This is a genomic window from Actinacidiphila sp. bgisy144 (assembly GCF_057708105.1).
In genome coordinates this window covers 199,698-217,794 of the sequence record NZ_JBYIRM010000012.1, presented here as the reverse complement: position 1 = coordinate 217,794, position 18,097 = coordinate 199,698, and the positions used below count along the sequence as shown (strand labels likewise).

Sequence of the window (18,097 nt, the reverse complement as noted above, 5' to 3'; positions counted from 1 at the left end):
GCGCAGGCGGCGTGGGACCGACGGGCTGCCCGCGCACCGTGCGGGTCGCCCGCCGTGCGCTGATGGAAGGGCCGTCAGTCCTCCTGGCGCCAGGTGACCGGGAAGGACCCCCCGGACAGGCTGCCAGGAACGGCGGTGATGTCACGGCTGTCGTTGTTGCGCATGGTGATGCCGAAGGGCGAAGAGCCCGCGATGCCCTTGTCGTTGACGGTGGCATCGGTGAAGGTCACCGTCCGGAAGTCCGGAAGCGGCTGTATGACGCCGTAGTTGGAGGTGGCTTCGGCGATGATCTCGGCCGAGTTGTCCTGGCGGTTCGACGAGCCGGCCGCTGTCTTGGTACGGGTCCACCCGCGCGTTGCGTCGGCGAGGGTCATCGTGAACGTTCCGTTCCCGTTGTCGACCACGTCCGCGCTGAGACGGTCGCCGGGAGCCACGGTGACGCCGCTGAAGAGACTCTGGTTCGCGGGCAGCACCTCCCACCAAGCGTAGTAGCTGGCCTGGCCGTTGACGCAGTCGGCCTCGGTGCCGGTCTGCTCCAGCGCGTCGTTCGTCCACCCGTCGAGCCCGACCCAGAACGAGGACATGCCCGAGGGGGTGACAGTACAGTCGACGGCCGGTTGGACCCAGGACGAGGACACCTGCGTGTCGCCGCCGTTGCCGTTGGCGGCCGCGTAACCGGACCAGTTGCCGGAGTAGGAGGTACTGCGGCTGCCGCGGTGGACCTGTACGGCGTGGTCACCGCCGACCTGCGAGGCCGCGGCGGCGGTGCGGCTGCCCTGGACGGTGGTCGCAGACGCGGCGGGTGCTGCCAGTGCGAGCACTGCCGGTACGGCCAGGACGCTCAGCAAGAGGGGGACGCGGGAAGTTCGCATGGACGCTCTCCAGTCGTGAGGGGGAGGGGGCTGCGTGCGGTGATCCCGGCGCCGGGAGGGAGAGTCGGCGGCTTCGACGCCGACGTGGATAGGCTGCTGCAGGCGCCATGGCCATGGCAATATCAACAGCCCGTTAAGGGTTAGGCGTTGCCGACACCGGCGGTCTGCCGCACCGTTTCCGCTCGCGGCGCCGCTCCGCCTACGGCGGGTAGCCGTCGCGCGGACGCTCTTGACACGTCTCGTGCCGGTGAGTTCGGTGGGTGCCAAGCCGTCGGAGCGATGCCCTCGGCCGGCCAGTGGGGTTCAGCAGACCGCGAACTGCAAGCGCAGCCCTCGGGGAAAGGTGGTAGGCATGCCGGAGAACGACGCTCTATCGCTGACCGCCCTACTGCGTGACGGGCCGTTCGCCGCTGCCCTGGGAGCGGCGATGGAGTCCAGTGGGCTGACCCTGGACCGTATCCGCCAGCGCCTCGAACTCGCCGGTACGCCGGTGTCCACCGCGACTCTCAGTTGCTGGCGCTCGGGCCGGTACCAGCCTTCTCAGACCGCCGCGCTCGCCGCGCTCGGCTCACTGGAACGGGTCCTGGAGGTGCCGTCGGGCGCGCTGAGCGCCCTGTTGGGTCCGCCGAGGTCCCGGAAGCGGTGGCTGGGCATGGCAGCCGGCGCCCCGGGGCTCATCGAGGTCTGGCCCGAGCCACGGCGCAGAGAACTCGACGAGGCGTTCTGCGTGGTGGATACCCGCTGGATCTCCTCGCTGCGGTGCCTCAGCCGCCACGCGCGTCTGGAACTCGATGCCCACGGACGGGAGCATCGCATCTGGCTCCGGCAGGTCGTGCGGGCCGAGCGCGACGGCCCGGACCGGGCGATCCTCACCCACGTTCCGGATACGCCCGGCTCCGTACCGCGGGTCGAGGTGCGCCCGCCGTGCCGTCGAGGCGCCGCATTCGAGAACACCGCGACCGGCATGATCGTCCAGGAACTGCTGTTCGATCGTGCGCTGCGGCGTGGGGAGACCGCCATCTTCGATGTCACCCTGATCCACGGCGAACCCCGCCCCCTGAGCCGCGAGTTCATTGTCCACCATCAGTCTCCGGCCGGGAACTGCGTGATGGAGGTGCAGTTCGACCCTTCTGCGCTTCCCGTGGAAGTCGTCTCCCATGGCGGCACCGCTGGTCAGGGCCGTCAACAGCACCGTAGGCTGACGCTCTCCGGGGGCAGCGCCCACGTCATCAGCACCCAGGCGGGTCCAGGACGAACAGGCATCTCCTGGCGATGGCAACTTGCCGCCGAAGACCAGCACCAGCATGCCGAGTAACGTTTTCTCAACGCTCCTCAATTCCAGATCCCGTTGACGACGAGGGGGACCCGGGCGAAGTCGTCCATCCGGCTGGGCTGATGGCGGCGTGCTGCAATGTGCGCCAGCGCCTTTCGAGCGGCAGGGACGCTGCCGAGTTCAGGTCAGAGCCCACAGCGGGGTCGCGTCCGGCGCCCGGACAGGTCCTGCTCGATGGCCGCGGGCGGCCTGGCCGAGGCTCTGGGCCGGTATGCCCGAGCAGGTGGAGAACGCCCCCGAGACCGGCATGGAGCACAACACGGCCCTGACCTACGACCCGTCCGGCCTGGTGCAGATCCCGTACATCGAGCGCAACGGCATGGCCGCGGTCAAGACGGTCACCGCCGCCCGGATGGCGATGCGCCGCGATGGCCGCCACCACGTCTCCCTCGATAAGGTCATCAGGACCATGAACGAGACCGGCGCGGACATGAAGATCGAGTACGAGGAGAGCGTTTGCGGCGGCCGGGGTTTCCCGTCGGGTTCGACGCCAAGTGTCGGTTTTCGAGGCGGAGCTGGAACTCTTATCCGGCATCGGACCGATGGAGAACGACGAGTGCCAGATCGCCCCGGCCGTCTTCGAGATCCTCGTCAACGCCCTACTGGTGCAGCACCGAAGAACAAGCCACGCCGTAGTGCTTGCGCCCTCCGAGGGGTTCACCGCCACCGTGCTGGTTCTCGCCGAGCGCGCCGGGATCAGGGCGGACTGGGCACAGTTCCGATCCCTGCCGGAGGGCGTACTCGAAGATGCCCAGATTTCCGTAGCCGCAGGGATATCCGCTCCGGCCGAAGGACGTGCCTGGGGCGCGGGGCTGCGAGAGAAGACACGGGAGCTCGGGCAGCGCATGCCTCGCTGACCGGAACGACCGAGTCCGAAGAGGTAGTCGAGCAGCTCCGCGAAGGTGCGCTCATGTCTGTCGGCTATGTCAGGGCCTGCTTGCCCGTGCCCGATCATATCCACTCCAGTGGACGACTGGAGCGGCTGGCCGCTGGATGGCGCCACCGCACTTGACGAACGTCGGAGAGTTAGGTGTACGGTTCGATGTGTAACCATCCACCGTGGTGTTGCACCGCAGGTGGATGGGCCGACGGTCAACCGCGCCCCGGCGAACTCGACCACGCGCTCGCCGTACTGACCCGTGTCCTGGCCCGCGTCGACGACGCGGCGGACCACCTCGTCAGGAGGCGGACGTGATGGTCCCCGACGTAGGGCGCGGCGCCCGTACCTACGGCCTGCTCGTCTACCTCTACGGACCGGGCAGGCGTGAAGAGCACGTCGACCCCCACCTCGTCGGCTCCTGGGACGGCTTCGCTCCCGACCCCGGCCGCGACACCAGCCCCGTCCCCGACCCGAGGGCCACCCTCGCCCGGCTGGCCAACGCACTGGACCTGCGCGTCAAGCAGGCCGGTGCCCGGGCGCCGGCCGAGCACGTGTGGCACTGCTCGGTCCGTACCGCCCCTGGGGACCGGCCCCTGAGCGACGCCGAGTGGAACAGCGTCGCCCGCCGCCTCGTCCAGGCCGTGGGACTCGTACCCGACGGTGACCCGGACGGCTGCCGCTGGGTCGCCGTACGCCACGCCGAGGACCACATCCACATCCTCGCCACCATGGTCCGAGGCGACCTGCGCCGCCCCCGCATGAACTACGACTTCAAGAAGGCCCAGGCCGAATGCCGCCGCATCGAGCAGGAGCTGGGGCTGCGCCGGCTGAAGGCGGGTGATGGCACCGCCGCGAAGAACCCCACCAGCGCCGAACGGTTCAAGGCCGAGCGCACCGGCCGCGACGAGACTCCGCGCGACACGCTGCGGGAGGCCGTCCGCCACGCAGTGGCCGGCGCCGCGGACGAGGCCGAGTTCTTCACCCGGCTGCGGGACAAGGGCGTACGGATCAAGCTGCGCGAGGCGCCCTCCGGAGACACCATCGGGTACGCGGTCGCGCTGCCGGGCGACCGTAACCGGGCGGGCGAGCCGGTATGGTTCCCCGGCTCCAAGCTCGCCCCCGACCTGTCCCTGCCCAAGATCCGCCTCCGCCTGACCGGCACCGTCTCCGACGGCGCTGCGGGTGAGCGGGCCACGGCCACCGGTCGGACCGACTGGTCGCCGACCGCCCGCGGCCGCCGTATCGCCACCGGCGCAGCCGAACACGCCGCCCTCGCCCTGGACAACGGCAACGACGAAGCCGCCGCCCAACTCGTCGGCACCGGCGAACTCCTCGACGCCGTCGCCCAGACCTCCCCAGCCGCCACCCGCGCCGAACTGGCTGCCGCCGTCCGCACCTTCGAACGCGCCACCCGTAGCCACATCCGCGCCGAACACGCCGACGCGCGCGCTCTTCGATCGGCTGCCCGCGGCATCATCCACGCGGGCAGCGCACTCGGTCGCGGCGAAGACGGAGCCACCACCGCCATGCTCCTGTCCACCCTCGTCCTGCTCACCCTCGCCGCCGCCCACTGGCGCTCCGCCCGCGGCCACGCCCAACAGGCCGAAGCGTCCCGCCAGACCGCCCAGCACCTCCGTGCCGCTTATCGGCAGGCCGCGACCGCACCCCTGCGTACCCTCCACGCCCAAGGCCGCGCGATGCCCGCGGCCGAACGCCAAAAGTACGAGGCCAACATCCGCGCAGCCCTACCCGAAAGCGCTTCGCCGCGGCCGGACGGCGAACGGCGCCACGACGCCCTGGCCGCCACCCTCGCCCAGGCCCGAGCAGCCGGCCACGACCCCGACACCCTGCTCCAACAAGCCATCGACATGCGCGAACTCGACTCCGCCGACAACGTGAACGACGTCCTCGTCTGGCGGCTGAGCCGCCTCACCGCCCTCCCCGCACACCCCACCGCCGCACCCTCCAAGCCGCAGGGTTGGCCCGACGATCCGAAGGCCGCCGTGTCCTCACACTCCCCAAACCGAAAACGCAAGCGGACGGCAGCGCTCATTTCCCGCAGCGCTGAACAATCAGTTGCGAGTTCGCCGGCCTTCCAGCGAAAGCGGGGTGTGTCAATTTAACGGCTGATCTTGGTTGTTGGGGTTCAGTTGTTGGCCGGGGTTAGACGGCCTTCGAAGGCGATCTGGAAGGCGTTCAGGGGTGCCTTCCAGCGCATGGTCCAGCGCTTGCGGCCCTTGCCGGTCGGATCCAGGCTCATCAGCGCCATGTAGACGCACTTCAGGGCGGCGGCCTCGGTGGGGAAGTGCCCGCGGGCACGGACAGCCTTGCGTATCCGCGCGTTGACGGACTCGATGGCGTTCGTCGAGCAGATGACGGTGCGGATCTCGACGTCGAAGGAAAGGAAGGGCACGAACTCCGCCCACGCGCTCTCCCACAGCCTGATGATCGCCGGGTACTTCTTCCCCCAGGCGTCCTGGAACTCTCCGAAGCGCTCGGCTGCCGCGCTCTCGTTCGGCGCCGCGTAGACAGGCTTGAGCGCCTTGGCGATCTTGTCCCAGTCCGCGCGCGAGGCGTATCGGAAGCTGTTGCGCAGGAGATGAACAATGCACGTCTGAACGATTGTTCGGGGCCGGACCGTCTCGACCGCATCGGGCAGGCCCTTGAGGCCGTCGCAGACCAGCATCAGCACGTCGTCCAGGCCGCGGTTCTTCAGCTCGGTGAACACCTGCAGCCAGTATTTCGCGCCCTCGCCCCCGTCTCCGGCCCAGATGCCCAGGATGTCGCGGGTGCCCTCGACGGTGACGGCCATGACGACGTAGACGGGCCGGTTGGCGACCTTCCCGTCCCTGATCTTCACGTTGATGGCGTCCACGAACAAAACGGGATAAACACGGTCGAGCGGCCGGTTCTGCCACTCGGCCATGCCGTCCATCACCTGGTCGGTGATGGTGGAGATGGTCTGCTTGGAGACCTCGGCGCCGTAAATCTCGGCCAGATGAGCGGAGATCTCCCCATGGGTCAGGCCCTTCGCGGACAGCGACAACACCATCTCGTCCACGCCCGTCAACCGACGCTGCCGCTTCTTGACGATCTGCGGCTCGAAGCTGCCCTCCACATCCCGGGGCACCTTGACCTCGACCGGACCGACATCCGTCAGCACGGTCTTCGTCCGGGTGCCGTTGCGGCTGTTGCCGCTGTTCCGGCCAGCTGCATCGTGCTTGTCATAGCCGAGGTGATCGGTGATCTCGCCCTCCAGGGCGGACTCCAGCACCCGCTTGGTCAACTGCTGCAGCAGCCCGCCGGCACCGGTCAGCTGCATGCCCTCACTCCGGGCCCGCTCGACCAGCATCGCGATCAACTGCTCGTCCGACGTGGCCGCACCGGCCAGTTCAGGCACGGACTCCGGCTCGATCGTCATCTCACTCACTTGGCGTCTCCATGATCAACAGATCCGCCGTTTATTAGACACTCCCGGCCAATCTGCTGCGGCAGAGTTCAGTCATGTTCTGAGCTGGGGCGATGCTCCGTGAGCTCGGCCGTGCGGCCTCGTGGGGACTCGTTGAGGACGCGTTGGGGACAGGGCACTGGATGGGTTGGCGATCTGGCTGCCGTAGGTGCCGTCGGCTCCGTACCACCAATCTGCGGCTGCTCCAAGCGGGGGTGTGGGGTGATCGTGGTGACGGTGCTATTCGTGAGCTGATGGGTGAGGTGATTCGTGGTGCGTCGTTGTCGGACGGTGACGAATTTCGGGGGCGAGGACTTGTCTCGGGTTCGCCCGGGGACTGGGGAGGACTTGAGTGCGGGCGAGCGGGAGTGGGTGGAGGAGTTCTTGAGCGGGGCACCGACGGTGGGGGAGTTGGAGGTGGTGTGGCTGTGCAAGGTGTTGGTCCAGTTGGCTGCATGAGGTTGACGGGGGTGGGCTCCGGCTGGCAGGACGCCGGAGTCCACCCTCCGTCAGGTTTAGGCGGCGAGTTCCTCTGCGGTTCGCCAGTGGGGTTGGAGACGTTCGTGGACGATGTGGGTGCGGTTGAAGACGTGCGCCTTGGGGGCTGGCTGGACGGTGATGCCGTGGAGGTAGCGGCGGATGAGAGTGCGGCGCTGGTTGACGGTCCCGTGCAGCCACTGGTCGGCGTCGGGAGGGGGCGCCGTGGTGGGGGTGGAGGCTTCGGCGGCGGCGAGGAGGTCTTGGAGTGTGGCGATCTTCTTGTTGATGGCGTGGATGAGCTGGAAGAAGTCGTCTTCGGTGAGGGCCGTTTGAGCGAGGGTGTTGTCGGCCCACCGGCGCATCAGGTCCTGCTTACGGGCGTGTTCGGCCGCGAGGGCGCTGCGCGTGTTGATCAGTTGTGTGTCCGGGGCCGTGTCGTCGTGCCGGTGCTGGTGCCGCATCGTGGCGAGGAGCTGTTCGAAGTACGTGGTGAGGGCTCGCTCGACGGCCTTCTCGGTGGTGCCGGCGGCGATGTGGATGCCTCCGCAGCCGCCGTGAGCGGAGGGAGGGCAGCGGTAGGTGCGGTATTTCTTTTTGCGGTCCAGGTTGCTGACCAGGCCGCGGCCGCATTTTCCGCAGCGCAGGATTCCGGAGAGCAGGTACTTCGGCGTGACGGGCGGGCGGCTGCTGCCGGCAGGGATGCCGGAGGCTTGGCGGCGGAGTTGGAGTTCGAACTGGACGCGGGACCAGTCCTTGGGGTCGATGATCGGGTCCCAGTTGCCGAGCAGGGGGTGGCCGTCGTCGTCGAAGAGGACGTGTGACCAGCCGTCCCATTCGAGGGCGGGTTCGATGCGGTGTTTGCCGCCGTAGGAGGCCATGCCGGCGTAGCGGGGGTTGCGGAGCATCTTGTTGACGGTCGTGGAGGACCAGCGGTCGGCTTGCGGTGCCGGGATGCCACGTGCGTTGAGGCCGGCGGCGAGGGAGTAGGCGGTCTCGCCGATGAGGCAGCCGGCGAAGAGGGCGCGCACCACGCCGGCTTCCTCGGGGAGGTGGCGGCCCTTGTCGGGCCCCGAGCGGATCCATCCGTAGGCGATCCGGCCTTGGACCTTGCCCTGCTGGGCGGCGGCGAGGTGCATGCGGGCGACGCGGCGGGCCGTGTCCTCGGAGGACTTCAGCGCCATCACGCACATCATGCGGGCCATGTGGCGGTCGTTGTCGTTGATGAGGTTCATGCGTCCGCCGGTGGCGCCGACGACCGGGTGCTGGACGTACTCGACGATGTCGATGAGGTCTTCGAGGTCGCGAGGTTGACGGACGAGGCGGTCGAGGTCGTAGAAGATGACGCCGTCGATCACCCCGTCGGCCAGATCGGCCAGGAGTTGCCGGAACTTCGGGCGCAGGACGACCCAGTCGATGGAGCCGTCCGGGCGGATGACCTTGCGCTTCTTGAAAGCCGAGGTGTCGTTCTCGCGGTAGACCTTCGCGAACGGGGCCCAGCCGAGCCGGGCACGGGTGTCTTCGGCGTCGTCGTTCTGGCGGTCCACGCCTGCTTCCAGGCCGAAGCGGTCGCTGGAGATCCGAAGGTAGGCGCCGGGGCGTTTCGGGACGTAGGCGGAGAGCTGGTCGTACAGGTTGAGGGTGACGCCGCGCTTGCGGGCATGGGGCGGGATGGTGAGATCGTCCCAAGGGGACGGTGGGGTGGTGGTCACGGGCTCGGCTTTCGGTCCAGTAGTCGTCCGATACCGGGCACTGTCCGGAGAACCGAAGGTTTGGTCGCGGCGCGATCCCCTGGTATGGGCGACGTCGAACGCGTGGATACTGGCCCCATGCGCATCGACTTCGACCCTGCCCAGACGGACCGCAACGCCTTCTACAAGCTGCTGACCTCGGTGGTTGTGCCCCGGCCGATCGCCTGGGTGTCGACGACCGACCGAGACGGGGTTTCTGACAACCTCGCACCGCACAGCTTCTTCACGGTGGCGTGCGTCAGCCCGCCGATCGTGCAGTTCACGTCGGTGGGGCGGAAGGACTCGGTGCGCAACGTCGAGCAGACCGGGCAGTTCGTGGTGAACCTCGCGCCGGAGCACCTCTTCGAGGAGATCAACGCCACGGGGACCGCCTTTCCGCACGGGGTGAGCGAGTTCGACGAGGTGGGGATCGCCCGCGAGCCCAGTGCGCGGGTGAAGCCGCCGCGGGTGGCGGCGTCGCCGGTGGCGCTGGAGTGCGAACTGCACAGCACGGTCCGGCTGGGCGACTCGACCGTGGTGTTCGGGCGCGTGGTCTACGCGGCGGTCTCGGAAGCGGTGATGGCCGACGGGCTGCCGGACATCCGCGCGCTGCGGCCGCTCGCCCGGCTCGGCAAGGACGAGTGGGGCGCCCTCGGCGACATCCTGGAGATCAAGCGGATTCCGCTGGAGGAGTGGCAGCGTCCGCAGGGCCGCTGACCTCGGCGGACCCGTCGCCGGGCGCCTCGTCCGGCCACTTGCTGAGCCCGTCGCCGAGCGCATCGCCGAGCCCGTCCGCGGGCGCGGGGGCGCCGCGCGTGCGGCGCCGGGCGAAGGTGGTGGCCGCGACCGCGGTCACCCCGAGGAAGCCCAGCGCGAGCAGGAACGCCGGGGAGGTCGGCGACGCGGCCCGGGCGCCCGCGACGACGTAGGCGGCGGTGTTCGCGGCGCTGCCCGCGGCCGTGGCGGTGAGGAAGGGCGCCAGCCGGATACGGGACAGCGCCGCCGCGTAGTTCGCGGCGGCGAACGGCACCCCGGGGAAGAGTCGCAGCGCGAGGGTGCTGCGGAAGCCGTGCCGGCTGAGCTGCCGGTCCAGCGACAGCACGAACCGGCCGCGCAGCAGCGGCCGTACGGCGTCGCGCCCGAGGAACCGGCCGAGCAGGAAGGCGAGCCCGGCGCCGAGCACGGTGCCGCCGATCGCCGCCGGGAGCCCCGCGTGGATGCCGTAGAGCGCCCCGGCCGCGGCGTTGAGCAGGGGGCGCGGCACGAACACGACGGTCGCGACGCCGTACGCCACCGCGAAGACCAGGACAGCGGTGGCGCCCGAGGTCCGCGGCGGCCAGCCGTGGGTGAGCAGTTGCTGCGGGTGCCAGGCGAGTACCAGGGCGATCCCGGCGGCGAGGACCGCGACGAGCAGCCCGAAGCGCGTCCAGGGCGCCATCATCCCGCGCGAGCAGCGTACGAGGGTGCGCGCCGCGGCCCGGCGCAGGCCCCGCAGGTCCCGCAGGTCGCGGACGTCACGGATGCCACGGGCGCGCGGCCCCGGCGGTTCGGGCGTCAGGTCGGCCCCGGGCTTCGCCATCCGCCGAGCCTAACCGAGCCGGCCGGCAGGCCGCGCAGCGCGGCCGCCGCGCGTCAACTGCCGCGCACGCGCAGGCGGCTGTCAGGTGTCCGTGCGGCGCCCGATCTTCATACCCGGCCGGCGGCGGTGGACGGTCAGGTACGACAGGCCCGCCGCGCCCGCCGCCAGGGAGCGCGCGGCGCCGTGCGGCAGCCACACCAGGCTGCCGGGCGCGAGCGGCTGCGGGTCGGGCGCGCCGCCGAGGGTGCCGCCGCCGGCGACGACCGCCAGCAGGACATCGAGGTCGCCCTCGGTGCGGGCCTCAACCCGCGCGTCCGGCGGGAGACGGACGAGGTTCGCGTCGAGCTGGCGGCCCGGCTCGGTCAGCCGCCACAGCGCCCCGGCCGGTGCGGCCGCGCCCTCGTCGGCCCCGTCGGCCCCGGCGGACTCGGCCGCGGCGGACAGCGCGCCGAGGTCGCACAGCACCCGGGGCACGTCGGTGCCGTGCGGGTCGCCGGAACTGCGGGGGTCCGTGGTCGGGTCCGCCATGGAGTGCTCGTCCGTCCGATGCGTGGGTAGGTGCGCTGCCGCGGCGCCTGAGGGTCCGGGCCGGGCCGGTTCCGACCCCCCTGAATACGAACCTTACATGCGTCTTTGATAGCTTCGGGTCATGCGGCTGACGAAGTTCACGGACCTGGCACTGCGCGCCGTCATGCGGCTGGCCGCCGCCGGACCGGCCGAGAACCTCACCACCCGCGAGGTGGCCGAGGCCGTGGACGTACCCCACGCCCACATGGCGAAGGCCATCACGCGGCTGCGGCACCTGGGCGTGCTGGACACTCGGCGCGGGCGCGGCGGGGGGCTGGAGCTGACCGCCCTCGGCCGCCGCGCCTCGGTGGGATGGCTGGTCAGGGAGCTGGAGGGCGAGGAGGAGGTGGTCTCCTGCGACGGCGGCCCGTCCGGCCCGCCCTGCCCGCTGCGGGCCGCGTGCCTGCTCCGGCAGGCGCTGCGCGCGGCCCAGCAGGCCTTCTACGCCACGCTCGACCCGCTCACGGTGGACGACCTGGTGGAGTCGCCCACCGGACCGGTCCTCATCGGACTGGTCGGCCACCGAACCCCGTGAGGCGCCGCAGGCGGCATCCGTCCACCTGAAACGCGCACAGCAGATACGTATTCTCCTGAGGAGTCGCCGTGCTCTCCGAGCAGTCCACCCCCGTCATACGCGCCACCCTCCCCGTGGTCGGCGCCGCCATCGGTGAGATCACCGAACGCTTCTACGTCCGGCTCTTCGCCGACCACCCGGAGCTGCTGCGCGACCTGTTCAACCGCGGCAACCAGGCCAACGGCGAGCAGCAGAAGGCGCTGGCGGGCTCCATCGCCGCCTTCGCGGGCATGCTGCTGGAGCACCCCGACGCCCGGCCCGACGCGATGCTCGGCCGGATCGCCCACAAGCACGCCTCGCTCGGCATCACCGCCGACCAGTACAAGCTGGTCCACCAGCACCTGTTCGCGGCGATCGTGGAGGTGCTCGGCGACGCGGTCACCGAGGAGGTGGCCGCCGCCTGGGACGAGGTGTACTGGCTGATGGCCAACGCGCTGATCGCCGTCGAGGCCCGCCTCTACCGCGAGGCCGGCGTGCCCGAGGGCGGCACCTGGCGGCCGATGGAGGTCGTCGAGCGCCGCGAGGAGACCGCCGACACCGCCTCCTTCACCCTGCGCCGTACCGACGGCGCGCCCGCCGGCGACTTCCGCCCCGGGCAGTACGTCAGCGTGCGGGTCGAACTGGCCGACGGCGCCCACCAGATACGCCAGTACAGCCTGTCCGGCGCGCCCGGCGGCCAGGAGTGGCGGATCACCGTCAAGCGCGTGCGGGGCGGCGCCGCGCCGGAGGGCGAGGTCTCCTCCTGGCTGCACGCACACGCGGCTGCCGGTGACGAGCTCACCGTCTCCGCGCCGTTCGGCGACCTCGAACTGACCGGCGGCGACGGGCCGTTGCTGCTGGCGTCCGCCGGGATCGGCAGCACCCCGATGCTGTCCCTGCTCGGCCGGCTGGCCGCTCAGGACAGCAAGCGCCAGGTCACCGTCGTGCACGCCGACCGCGGCCCGGCCGACCACGCCCACCGCGAGGAGCACCGGCAGCTGGTCCGCGCGCTGCCGAACGCCGCCTTCCACGTCTGGTACGAGCAGCCGGGCGACCAGGCACCGGAGGCGGCGGCCGGGCGCGCCGACCTGACCGCGCTGGACCTGCCCGCGGGGCTGACCGCCTACCTGTGCGGGCCGCTGCCGTTCATGCGCGCGGTCCGCGGCGACCTGCTGCGCGCGGGAGTTGCGGCCAGGGACGTCCACTACGAGGTCTTCGGCCCGGACCTCTGGCTCGGCCAGGAGTAACCGGCACGCCGGCGGAAGACGACAAGCCGAGGTAAGCCGAGGTAAGCAGAGGAAAGTCCGTACGATGAACGCCACTTCGGCGGCGGTGGCCGCCGCGCTCACCTTCACCTGGTGCGGGATGGTCCTGGGGATCTCGTTCCTGGAAGCGCCGCTGAAGTTCCGCGCCCCGGGTGTGACGGTGCCCGTCGGGCTGGGCATCGGGCGGATCGTCTTCCGGGTGCTCAACCGGATCGAGGCGGTGCTCGCCGCCGGGGTGGTCGCGGCCGTCGCCGTCGCCGCCGGCGGCCCGCCGGTCGCGGTCGCGGTGCCCACCGCGGTCGCGGCGGCGATGATGGCCGCACAGCTCCTCGCGATCCGGCCGGGCCTGAACCGGCGCTCCGACCGCGTCCTGGCGGGCGAGGAGCTGCCCCGCTCCCGCGCCCACCACGTCTACGTGGCCACCGAGTCGGTGAAGGTCCTCGCGCTGCTCGCGCTGGGCGCGGCGGCGCTGCACACCCTCGCGGCCTGACCCGCGGCCCCGGCCGGGCCCTTTCCGTACCTGCGCCCTCGGACGTACCGGCGCGCCCTCGGACGTACCGGCGCACCGCTCAGATCGACGCCCTGATCAGCTCGAAGACCTCCTCGGCCAGGTCCGTGGGGCGGGCGCGGCTGCGGCGCAGGATGCCGACCGGCTCCGCGTTCTGCGGCACCGGGACGTCCAGCGCCGTCAGCCACCCCTGCTCCACGTCGAGTCGTACCGCGTGCCGCGAGGTGATCCACACCGCGTCGGACTGCACCGCCACCGCGCGGGCGACCGTGAGCGACTGCGTCTCGGTGCAGCGCGTCGCGGTGCCGGGGCCGATCGACCGCAGCAGCGCGTCGGCCTGGAGCCGCGGCGCGGTGCCGGATTCGGGTACCAGCAGCGGGTAGCCGCGCAGCGCGGCCGGGTCGGTCGGCCGGTCGGCGCCGGCCGCGGCCAGCGGGTGCCCCGGGCGGGCGACGACGGCCAGCGACTCGGTGTAGAGCAGTTCGAAGGAGATCCCGCGCATGGTGCTCGGCTCGGCCATGCGGCCGATCGCGCAGTCGATCCGCCCGGCGGTCAGGGCGGCCACCAGCTCCGGATTCGCCGCGGACACCACCTGCACCCAGGCGTGCGGACGCTCCCGGTGCAGCCGGGCGAGCGCCCGGGCCAGCACCCCGCCGGCGACGGTCGGCAGCGCGCCGATCCGCAGCGGCGCCACGCCCGGGGCGCTCTCGCGGACCAGTGCCTGGGAGGCCGAGGCCATCGCCCCCGTCACCTCCAGGGCGTGCCGCAGGAAGCGCGTCCCGGCGTCGGTGAGCGCGGCGCCCGAGCGGCCCCGGTCGACCAGGCGGCGCCCGGCGACGAGTTCGAGCTCGGCGAGCGTCTTGGACACGGCCGGCTGGCTGAGCCCCAGCCGTACCGCCGCACCGGCGAGAGTGCGCTCCTCGGCGATGGCGACGAAGCAGGTCAGATGCCGCAGCCGGAGCCGGGAGAGCGCGGGGTCCGGGAGCGCATCGGTACCGGGCAGCTCTTCCATAACGGGAAGTTATTCAACCGGGCCAATTTCGTCAATTCACATGACCTGCGGTCATCCATAGGCTCGGCTCCACCCCAGCTCCAGCGGAGGAGATCGCCTTGGCCCGCATCATCGGCGGCATCGCCACGTCGCACACGCCGACCATCGGCTTCGCCCACGACCGCGGTGTCGAGGACGGGGCACCGCACCAGCTGCTGGACGCCTTCGCCCCGGTCCGGCAGTGGCTCGAGGACAAGCGGCCCGACGCGGTCGTCTACGTCTTCAACGACCACATGACCTCGTTCTTCTTCGACCACTACTCGGCCTTCACGCTCGGGGTCGGCGCCCGGTACGCGGTCGCCGACGAGGGCGGCGGCGCGCGCCGGCTGCCCCCGGTGCCGGGCGAGCCGGCGCTGGCCCGGCACATGGCCTCCAGCCTGGTCACCGACGAGTTCGACATGGCCTTCTTCCAGGACAAGCCGCTCGACCACGGGTTCTTCTCACCGATGTCCGTGCTCTTCGACCGGCCCGGCGGCGCGTGGCCGGTGCCCGTGGTGCCGCTCCAGATCGGCGTGCTGCAGTTCCCGATCCCCACGGCGGCGCGCTGCTACAAGCTCGGGCAGGCGATCCGGCGGGCCGTCGAGAGCTACCCGCAGGACATGTCGGTCGCGGTGATCTCGACCGGGGGGCTGTCCCACCAGGTCCACGGCGAGCGCGCGGGCTTCAACAACCCGGAGTGGGACCGCCGCTTCCTCGACGCCGTCACCTCCGACCCGCAGGCGCTCGCCGGGATGACGCACGCCGAGTACGCCACCCTGGGCGGGCTCGAAGGCGCCGAGGTGATCATGTGGCTGGTCATGCGCGGCGCCCTGTCCGCCGACGTGCGCCGGGTGTACAGCTCCTACGACCTGCCCTCGATGACCGGCGTCGCGACGCTCGTCCTGGAGAACGGGGACATCGGGCTGCAAAGCGCCGCCGCCGAGCGCCACCGGGCGCGGATGGCCGAGCAACTGGCCGGGATCGAGCGGCTGCCGGGCACCTACCCCTACGACATCGCCGCCGGCGTCAAGGCGTACCGGCTCAACAAGTTCCTGCACGGCATGGTGGACCGGGAGTACCGCGAACGGTTCCTCGCCGACGAGGAGGCGGCGTTCGAGGCGGCGGCCCTCACCGAAGAGGAGCGCGACCTCGTCCGCCGCCGGGACTGGAGCGGCCTGATCCACTACGGCGTCATCTTCTTCATGCTGGAAAAGCTCGGCGCGGTCGTCGGCGTCTCCAACCCCGAGATCTACGCGGCGATGCGCGGGGAGTCCCTGGAGGCCTTCCTCGCCTCCCGCAACACCCCGCTGCTGTACTCCGTCCGCCCCGACTAGCGCCGGTCGCCCGCCGCGCACCGCGGCCGTACCGCGTCCGCACCGCGTGCCGACCGCGTGCGGCTCTCGACGTGTGCTCACGGGCCGGGCGGGCCGAGGCGGGCCCGTGCGGGGGAGCCGGGTGCCGGCTCCCCCGTCGAGGACACGCCTTACGCGTGCTCCTGCACGTCCTGCCGCACCCTCGGCCCGCCGCCGGCGACCACCGAGGACGCCGAGGACGTCGAGTACGCTGACGCCCCGGCCCGGCGGTCGAGCAGCCCGGCGGTCACCGCGATCCCGAGTCCCGCCACGGCCAGCACCGCGCCCACCAGGGTCGGCGAGGTCCAGCCCCAGCCCGCCGAGATCGCCACGCCGCCGAGCCAGGCGCCGCCGGCGTTCGCGAGGTTGAACGCGGAGTGGTTGGAGGCGGAGGCGATGGTCGGGGCGTGCCGGGCCTTGTTCATGACGAGCATCTGGAGCGGCGTGGTGGTCATGAAGCCCACCCCGCCCAGCACCACCACCGCGATCGGCGCGGCGATCCTGGAGTGCGCGGCGAAGTGGAACCCGACCAGCACCACGGCGAGCGCGGCGAGCGAACCGTAGAGGGTCGGGCGCAGCGCGCGGTCGGTGAGCGGGCCGGCGGCGAGCGCCCCGAGCGTCATGCCGATGCCGAAGAGCGCCAGCAGCAGCGTCACCGAGGAGTCCGCGAAACCGGTGACCTCGGTCATCATCGAGGCCAGATAGCTGTAGACGGCGAAGACCCCGGCGAACCCGAACACCGCGGTGAGCAGGCCGAGTACGACCTGCGGCTCGCGCAGCGCCCGGATCTCCTGGCCCACACCGACGTGCTCCTCGACGGGAAGCCGCGGCACCAGCAGCGCGAGCGAGGCGAGGCCGACCAGGCCGACCGCGGAGACCACCACGAACGTCGCGCGCCAGCCGAGGTGCTGGCCGAGCGCGGTGGCGGCGGGCACTCCGACGATGTTGGCGACGGTCAGCCCGAGGAACATCGCGGCCACCGCGCGCGCCCGCCGCTCCTCGGCGACCAGCCGCGAGGCGACGACCGCGCCGACGCCGAAGAACGCGCCGTGCGGCAGCCCGGACAGGAACCGGCCGCCCAGCAGCGTCCAGTACCCCGGCGCGAAGGCCGAGGCGAGGTTGCCGACGGTGAACAGCCCCATCAGCAGGAGCAGCATGCGCTTGCGGGGGACACGGGAGCCGAGCGCGGTGAGCAGCGGCGCACCGACGACGACGCCGAGCGCGTAGGCGGAGACGAGGTAACCGGCGGTGGGCACGGAGGTACCGAGGTCGCCCGCGACGTTGGGCAGCAGGCCCATCATCACGAACTCCGTGGTGCCGATGCCGAAGGCGCTCACCGCGAGGGCGAGGATGGCCAGGGGCATGGAGGGGTCCTTTACGGAACGGGGGTGGGGACGGACTTTAAGTTTACCAACGGAACAAAGTCTCCCACGTGCTGAATTCCCGTACGTCACCAGAGGATGAAGAACCGTCGACGGTTGCGTCACCCGACGGAGAGCGGGGAGAGCGGGGGGAGCGGGGGAGCGGGTGAGCAACGGACGGGGGAGCGCGGCGGGGCGGGGCGGGGTGGTCGGTGCGCGGGCGCGGGGTGCGGGAGGATGGCGGGGTGGAAGGCGAAGCTGTGGCGGTGATGCGGACCGTCGACTTCGGGGTGGCGAAGCTGCTGCCGGACGTGGACCGCGCGGACGCGTGGCTGCTGACGGTGGACGGCGCCCCGCAGTCGTACGTGGACCTGGCCGACCCCGAGCACCTGGAGTTCGAGTACGTACGGCGTGTCGCGTACGTCGTCGAGGCGGTGTGCGACACGCGGGCCGCGCCGGTGGACGTGGTCCACCTCGGCGGCGGCGCGCTGACCCTGCCGCGCCGCTTCGCCCGGACCGTGCCGGGCGCGGCGCAGGACGTCATCGAGGCGGACCGGGGCCTTGCCGGGCTGGTCGCGGAGCACCTGCCGCTGGACGCGCCCGGCGTCCGCACCCATGTCGCGGACGCGCGGGAGTGGCTGGCCGCGCGCCCGGACGCGAGCGCCGACGTGCTCGTGGCGGACGTCTTCGGCGGCTCGCGGGTCCCCGCGCACCTGACGACGCTCGAGTACGCCGCGCAGGCGGCCCGGGTGCTGCGCGGCGGCGGGCTGTACGTGGCGAACCTCGCCGACGCCGCGCCGTTCACCTTCCTCGGCTCCCAACTGGCCACCCTGCGGGCGGCGTTCGGCGCGGACGCGGAGGTGTGCGTGCTGCTGGAGCCGGGGGTGCTGCGCGGGCGGCGGTACGGCAACGCGGTACTCGCGGCCACCCGCGGGGAACTGCCGCTGGCCGCTGTGGCGCGGCGGTGCGCCGCCGATGCGTTCCCGGCGCGGGTGCTGGGGACGGCGGAGGCGGTGCGGGCGTTCCCGGGAGCGCCGGTGCGGGACGCGGCGGCGGCCGACTCGCCCGAGCCGCCGGGCGGGGCGTTCACGGTCGGCTGAGCGGAGGCCGACACGGCGAGGTCGCCGACGACGGTGTGCGCG

16 protein-coding genes and 1 pseudogene are annotated in these 18,097 nt (G+C 71.7%); 10 read left to right on the top strand and 7 right to left on the bottom strand.

The genetic code is table 11. The features are described 5' to 3' along the window. Positions 1-74 precede the first annotated feature (74 nt). On the bottom strand, positions 75-872 hold the full coding sequence (locus AC3EVP_RS16785) for a G1 family glutamic endopeptidase (RefSeq protein ID WP_435130746.1): 798 nt from the start codon (positions 870-872) through the stop codon (positions 75-77). Between the two features lie 352 nt (positions 873-1,224). Between AC3EVP_RS16785 and AC3EVP_RS16780 the strand changes: the two genes are divergently transcribed. The 4 genes and pseudogenes from AC3EVP_RS16780 to AC3EVP_RS16765 all read left to right on the top strand — a co-directional run bounded on the left by AC3EVP_RS16780 (position 1,225) and on the right by AC3EVP_RS16765 (position 5,208). Continuing rightward, positions 1,225-2,187: a transcriptional regulator gene (locus tag AC3EVP_RS16780; RefSeq protein WP_435130745.1), complete on the top strand. Its 963-nt coding sequence runs from the start codon at positions 1,225-1,227 to the stop codon at positions 2,185-2,187. Between the two features lie 183 nt (positions 2,188-2,370). After that, positions 2,371-2,671 (top strand): annotated as a pseudogene (locus AC3EVP_RS16775) (L-serine ammonia-lyase, iron-sulfur-dependent, subunit alpha); the annotation flags it as partial. Positions 2,672-2,699: 28 nt separating this feature from the next. Beyond that, positions 2,700-3,062, top strand: coding sequence for a DUF6086 family protein (locus AC3EVP_RS16770; protein ID WP_435130744.1), 363 nt, complete (start codon positions 2,700-2,702; stop codon positions 3,060-3,062). A 337-nt stretch (positions 3,063-3,399) separates the two neighbouring features. Beyond that, entirely contained in the window at positions 3,400-5,208 is a 1,809-nt protein-coding gene (locus tag AC3EVP_RS16765) for a relaxase/mobilization nuclease domain-containing protein (protein ID WP_435130743.1), read from the top strand. A 23-nt stretch (positions 5,209-5,231) separates the two neighbouring features. Here AC3EVP_RS16765 and AC3EVP_RS16760 read toward each other — a convergent pair whose 3' ends face one another. Together AC3EVP_RS16760 and AC3EVP_RS16755 are read right to left on the bottom strand one after the other, a co-directional pair. Beyond that, on the bottom strand, positions 5,232-6,437 hold the full coding sequence (locus AC3EVP_RS16760) for an IS256 family transposase (RefSeq protein ID WP_435130762.1): 1,206 nt from the start codon (positions 6,435-6,437) through the stop codon (positions 5,232-5,234). Between the two features lie 611 nt (positions 6,438-7,048). Continuing rightward, positions 7,049-8,722: a recombinase family protein gene (locus tag AC3EVP_RS16755; protein ID WP_435130742.1), complete on the bottom strand. Its 1,674-nt coding sequence runs from the start codon at positions 8,720-8,722 to the stop codon at positions 7,049-7,051. 117 nt (positions 8,723-8,839) lie between these two features. Here AC3EVP_RS16755 and AC3EVP_RS16750 point away from each other — a divergent pair, with 117 nt between their 5' ends. Continuing rightward, a complete protein-coding gene (locus tag AC3EVP_RS16750) occupies positions 8,840-9,457 on the top strand; it encodes a flavin reductase family protein (protein ID WP_435130741.1) in 618 nt (205 codons plus the stop codon). Here the strand turns inward: AC3EVP_RS16750 and AC3EVP_RS16745 are convergent. Further along, positions 9,411-10,319 (bottom strand): TVP38/TMEM64 family protein, encoded by a 909-nt coding sequence (locus tag AC3EVP_RS16745; protein WP_435130740.1) that lies wholly within the window; start codon positions 10,317-10,319, stop codon positions 9,411-9,413. The two genes, AC3EVP_RS16750 and AC3EVP_RS16745, sit on opposite strands and share 47 nt — an antisense overlap. Before the next feature lie 81 nt (positions 10,320-10,400). Continuing rightward, on the bottom strand, positions 10,401-10,847 hold the full coding sequence (locus AC3EVP_RS16740) for a hypothetical protein (protein ID WP_435130739.1): 447 nt from the start codon (positions 10,845-10,847) through the stop codon (positions 10,401-10,403). A 121-nt stretch (positions 10,848-10,968) separates the two neighbouring features. Between AC3EVP_RS16740 and AC3EVP_RS16735 the strand changes: the two genes are divergently transcribed. The 3 genes from AC3EVP_RS16735 (at position 10,969) to AC3EVP_RS16725 (ending at position 13,194) form a co-directional block, all read left to right on the top strand. Beyond that, the gene (locus tag AC3EVP_RS16735) at positions 10,969-11,421 is read left to right on the top strand and encodes an RrF2 family transcriptional regulator (RefSeq protein WP_435130738.1); all 453 of its coding nucleotides are present in this window, start codon (positions 10,969-10,971) and stop codon (positions 11,419-11,421) included. A gap of 68 nt (positions 11,422-11,489) precedes the next feature. After that, positions 11,490-12,686: a globin domain-containing protein gene (locus tag AC3EVP_RS16730; protein ID WP_435130737.1), complete on the top strand. Its 1,197-nt coding sequence runs from the start codon at positions 11,490-11,492 to the stop codon at positions 12,684-12,686. 64 nt (positions 12,687-12,750) lie between these two features. Beyond that, positions 12,751-13,194 (top strand): hypothetical protein, encoded by a 444-nt coding sequence (locus AC3EVP_RS16725; protein ID WP_435130736.1) that lies wholly within the window; start codon positions 12,751-12,753, stop codon positions 13,192-13,194. 79 nt (positions 13,195-13,273) lie between these two features. On the opposite strand, the gene AC3EVP_RS16720 is transcribed toward AC3EVP_RS16725, so the two are convergent. Continuing rightward, positions 13,274-14,224 carry a LysR substrate-binding domain-containing protein gene (locus AC3EVP_RS16720; protein WP_435130735.1) on the bottom strand — a complete coding sequence of 317 codons (951 nt, stop codon included), beginning with the start codon at positions 14,222-14,224 and terminating at the stop codon, positions 13,274-13,276. 98 nt (positions 14,225-14,322) lie between these two features. On the opposite strand from AC3EVP_RS16720, the gene AC3EVP_RS16715 reads away from it, so the two are divergent. Beyond that, a complete protein-coding gene (locus tag AC3EVP_RS16715) occupies positions 14,323-15,576 on the top strand; it encodes a gallate dioxygenase (RefSeq protein WP_435130734.1) in 1,254 nt (417 codons plus the stop codon). Between the two features lie 149 nt (positions 15,577-15,725). Here the strand turns inward: AC3EVP_RS16715 and AC3EVP_RS16710 are convergent, their stop codons facing one another. Next, positions 15,726-16,958, bottom strand: coding sequence for an MFS transporter (locus AC3EVP_RS16710; RefSeq protein WP_435130733.1), 1,233 nt, complete (start codon positions 16,956-16,958; stop codon positions 15,726-15,728). A 266-nt stretch (positions 16,959-17,224) separates the two neighbouring features. On the opposite strand from AC3EVP_RS16710, the gene AC3EVP_RS16705 reads away from it, so the two are divergent. Beyond that, positions 17,225-18,055: a spermidine synthase gene (locus AC3EVP_RS16705; RefSeq protein WP_435130761.1), complete on the top strand. Its 831-nt coding sequence runs from the start codon at positions 17,225-17,227 to the stop codon at positions 18,053-18,055. The last annotated feature ends 42 nt before the right edge of the window (positions 18,056-18,097 follow it).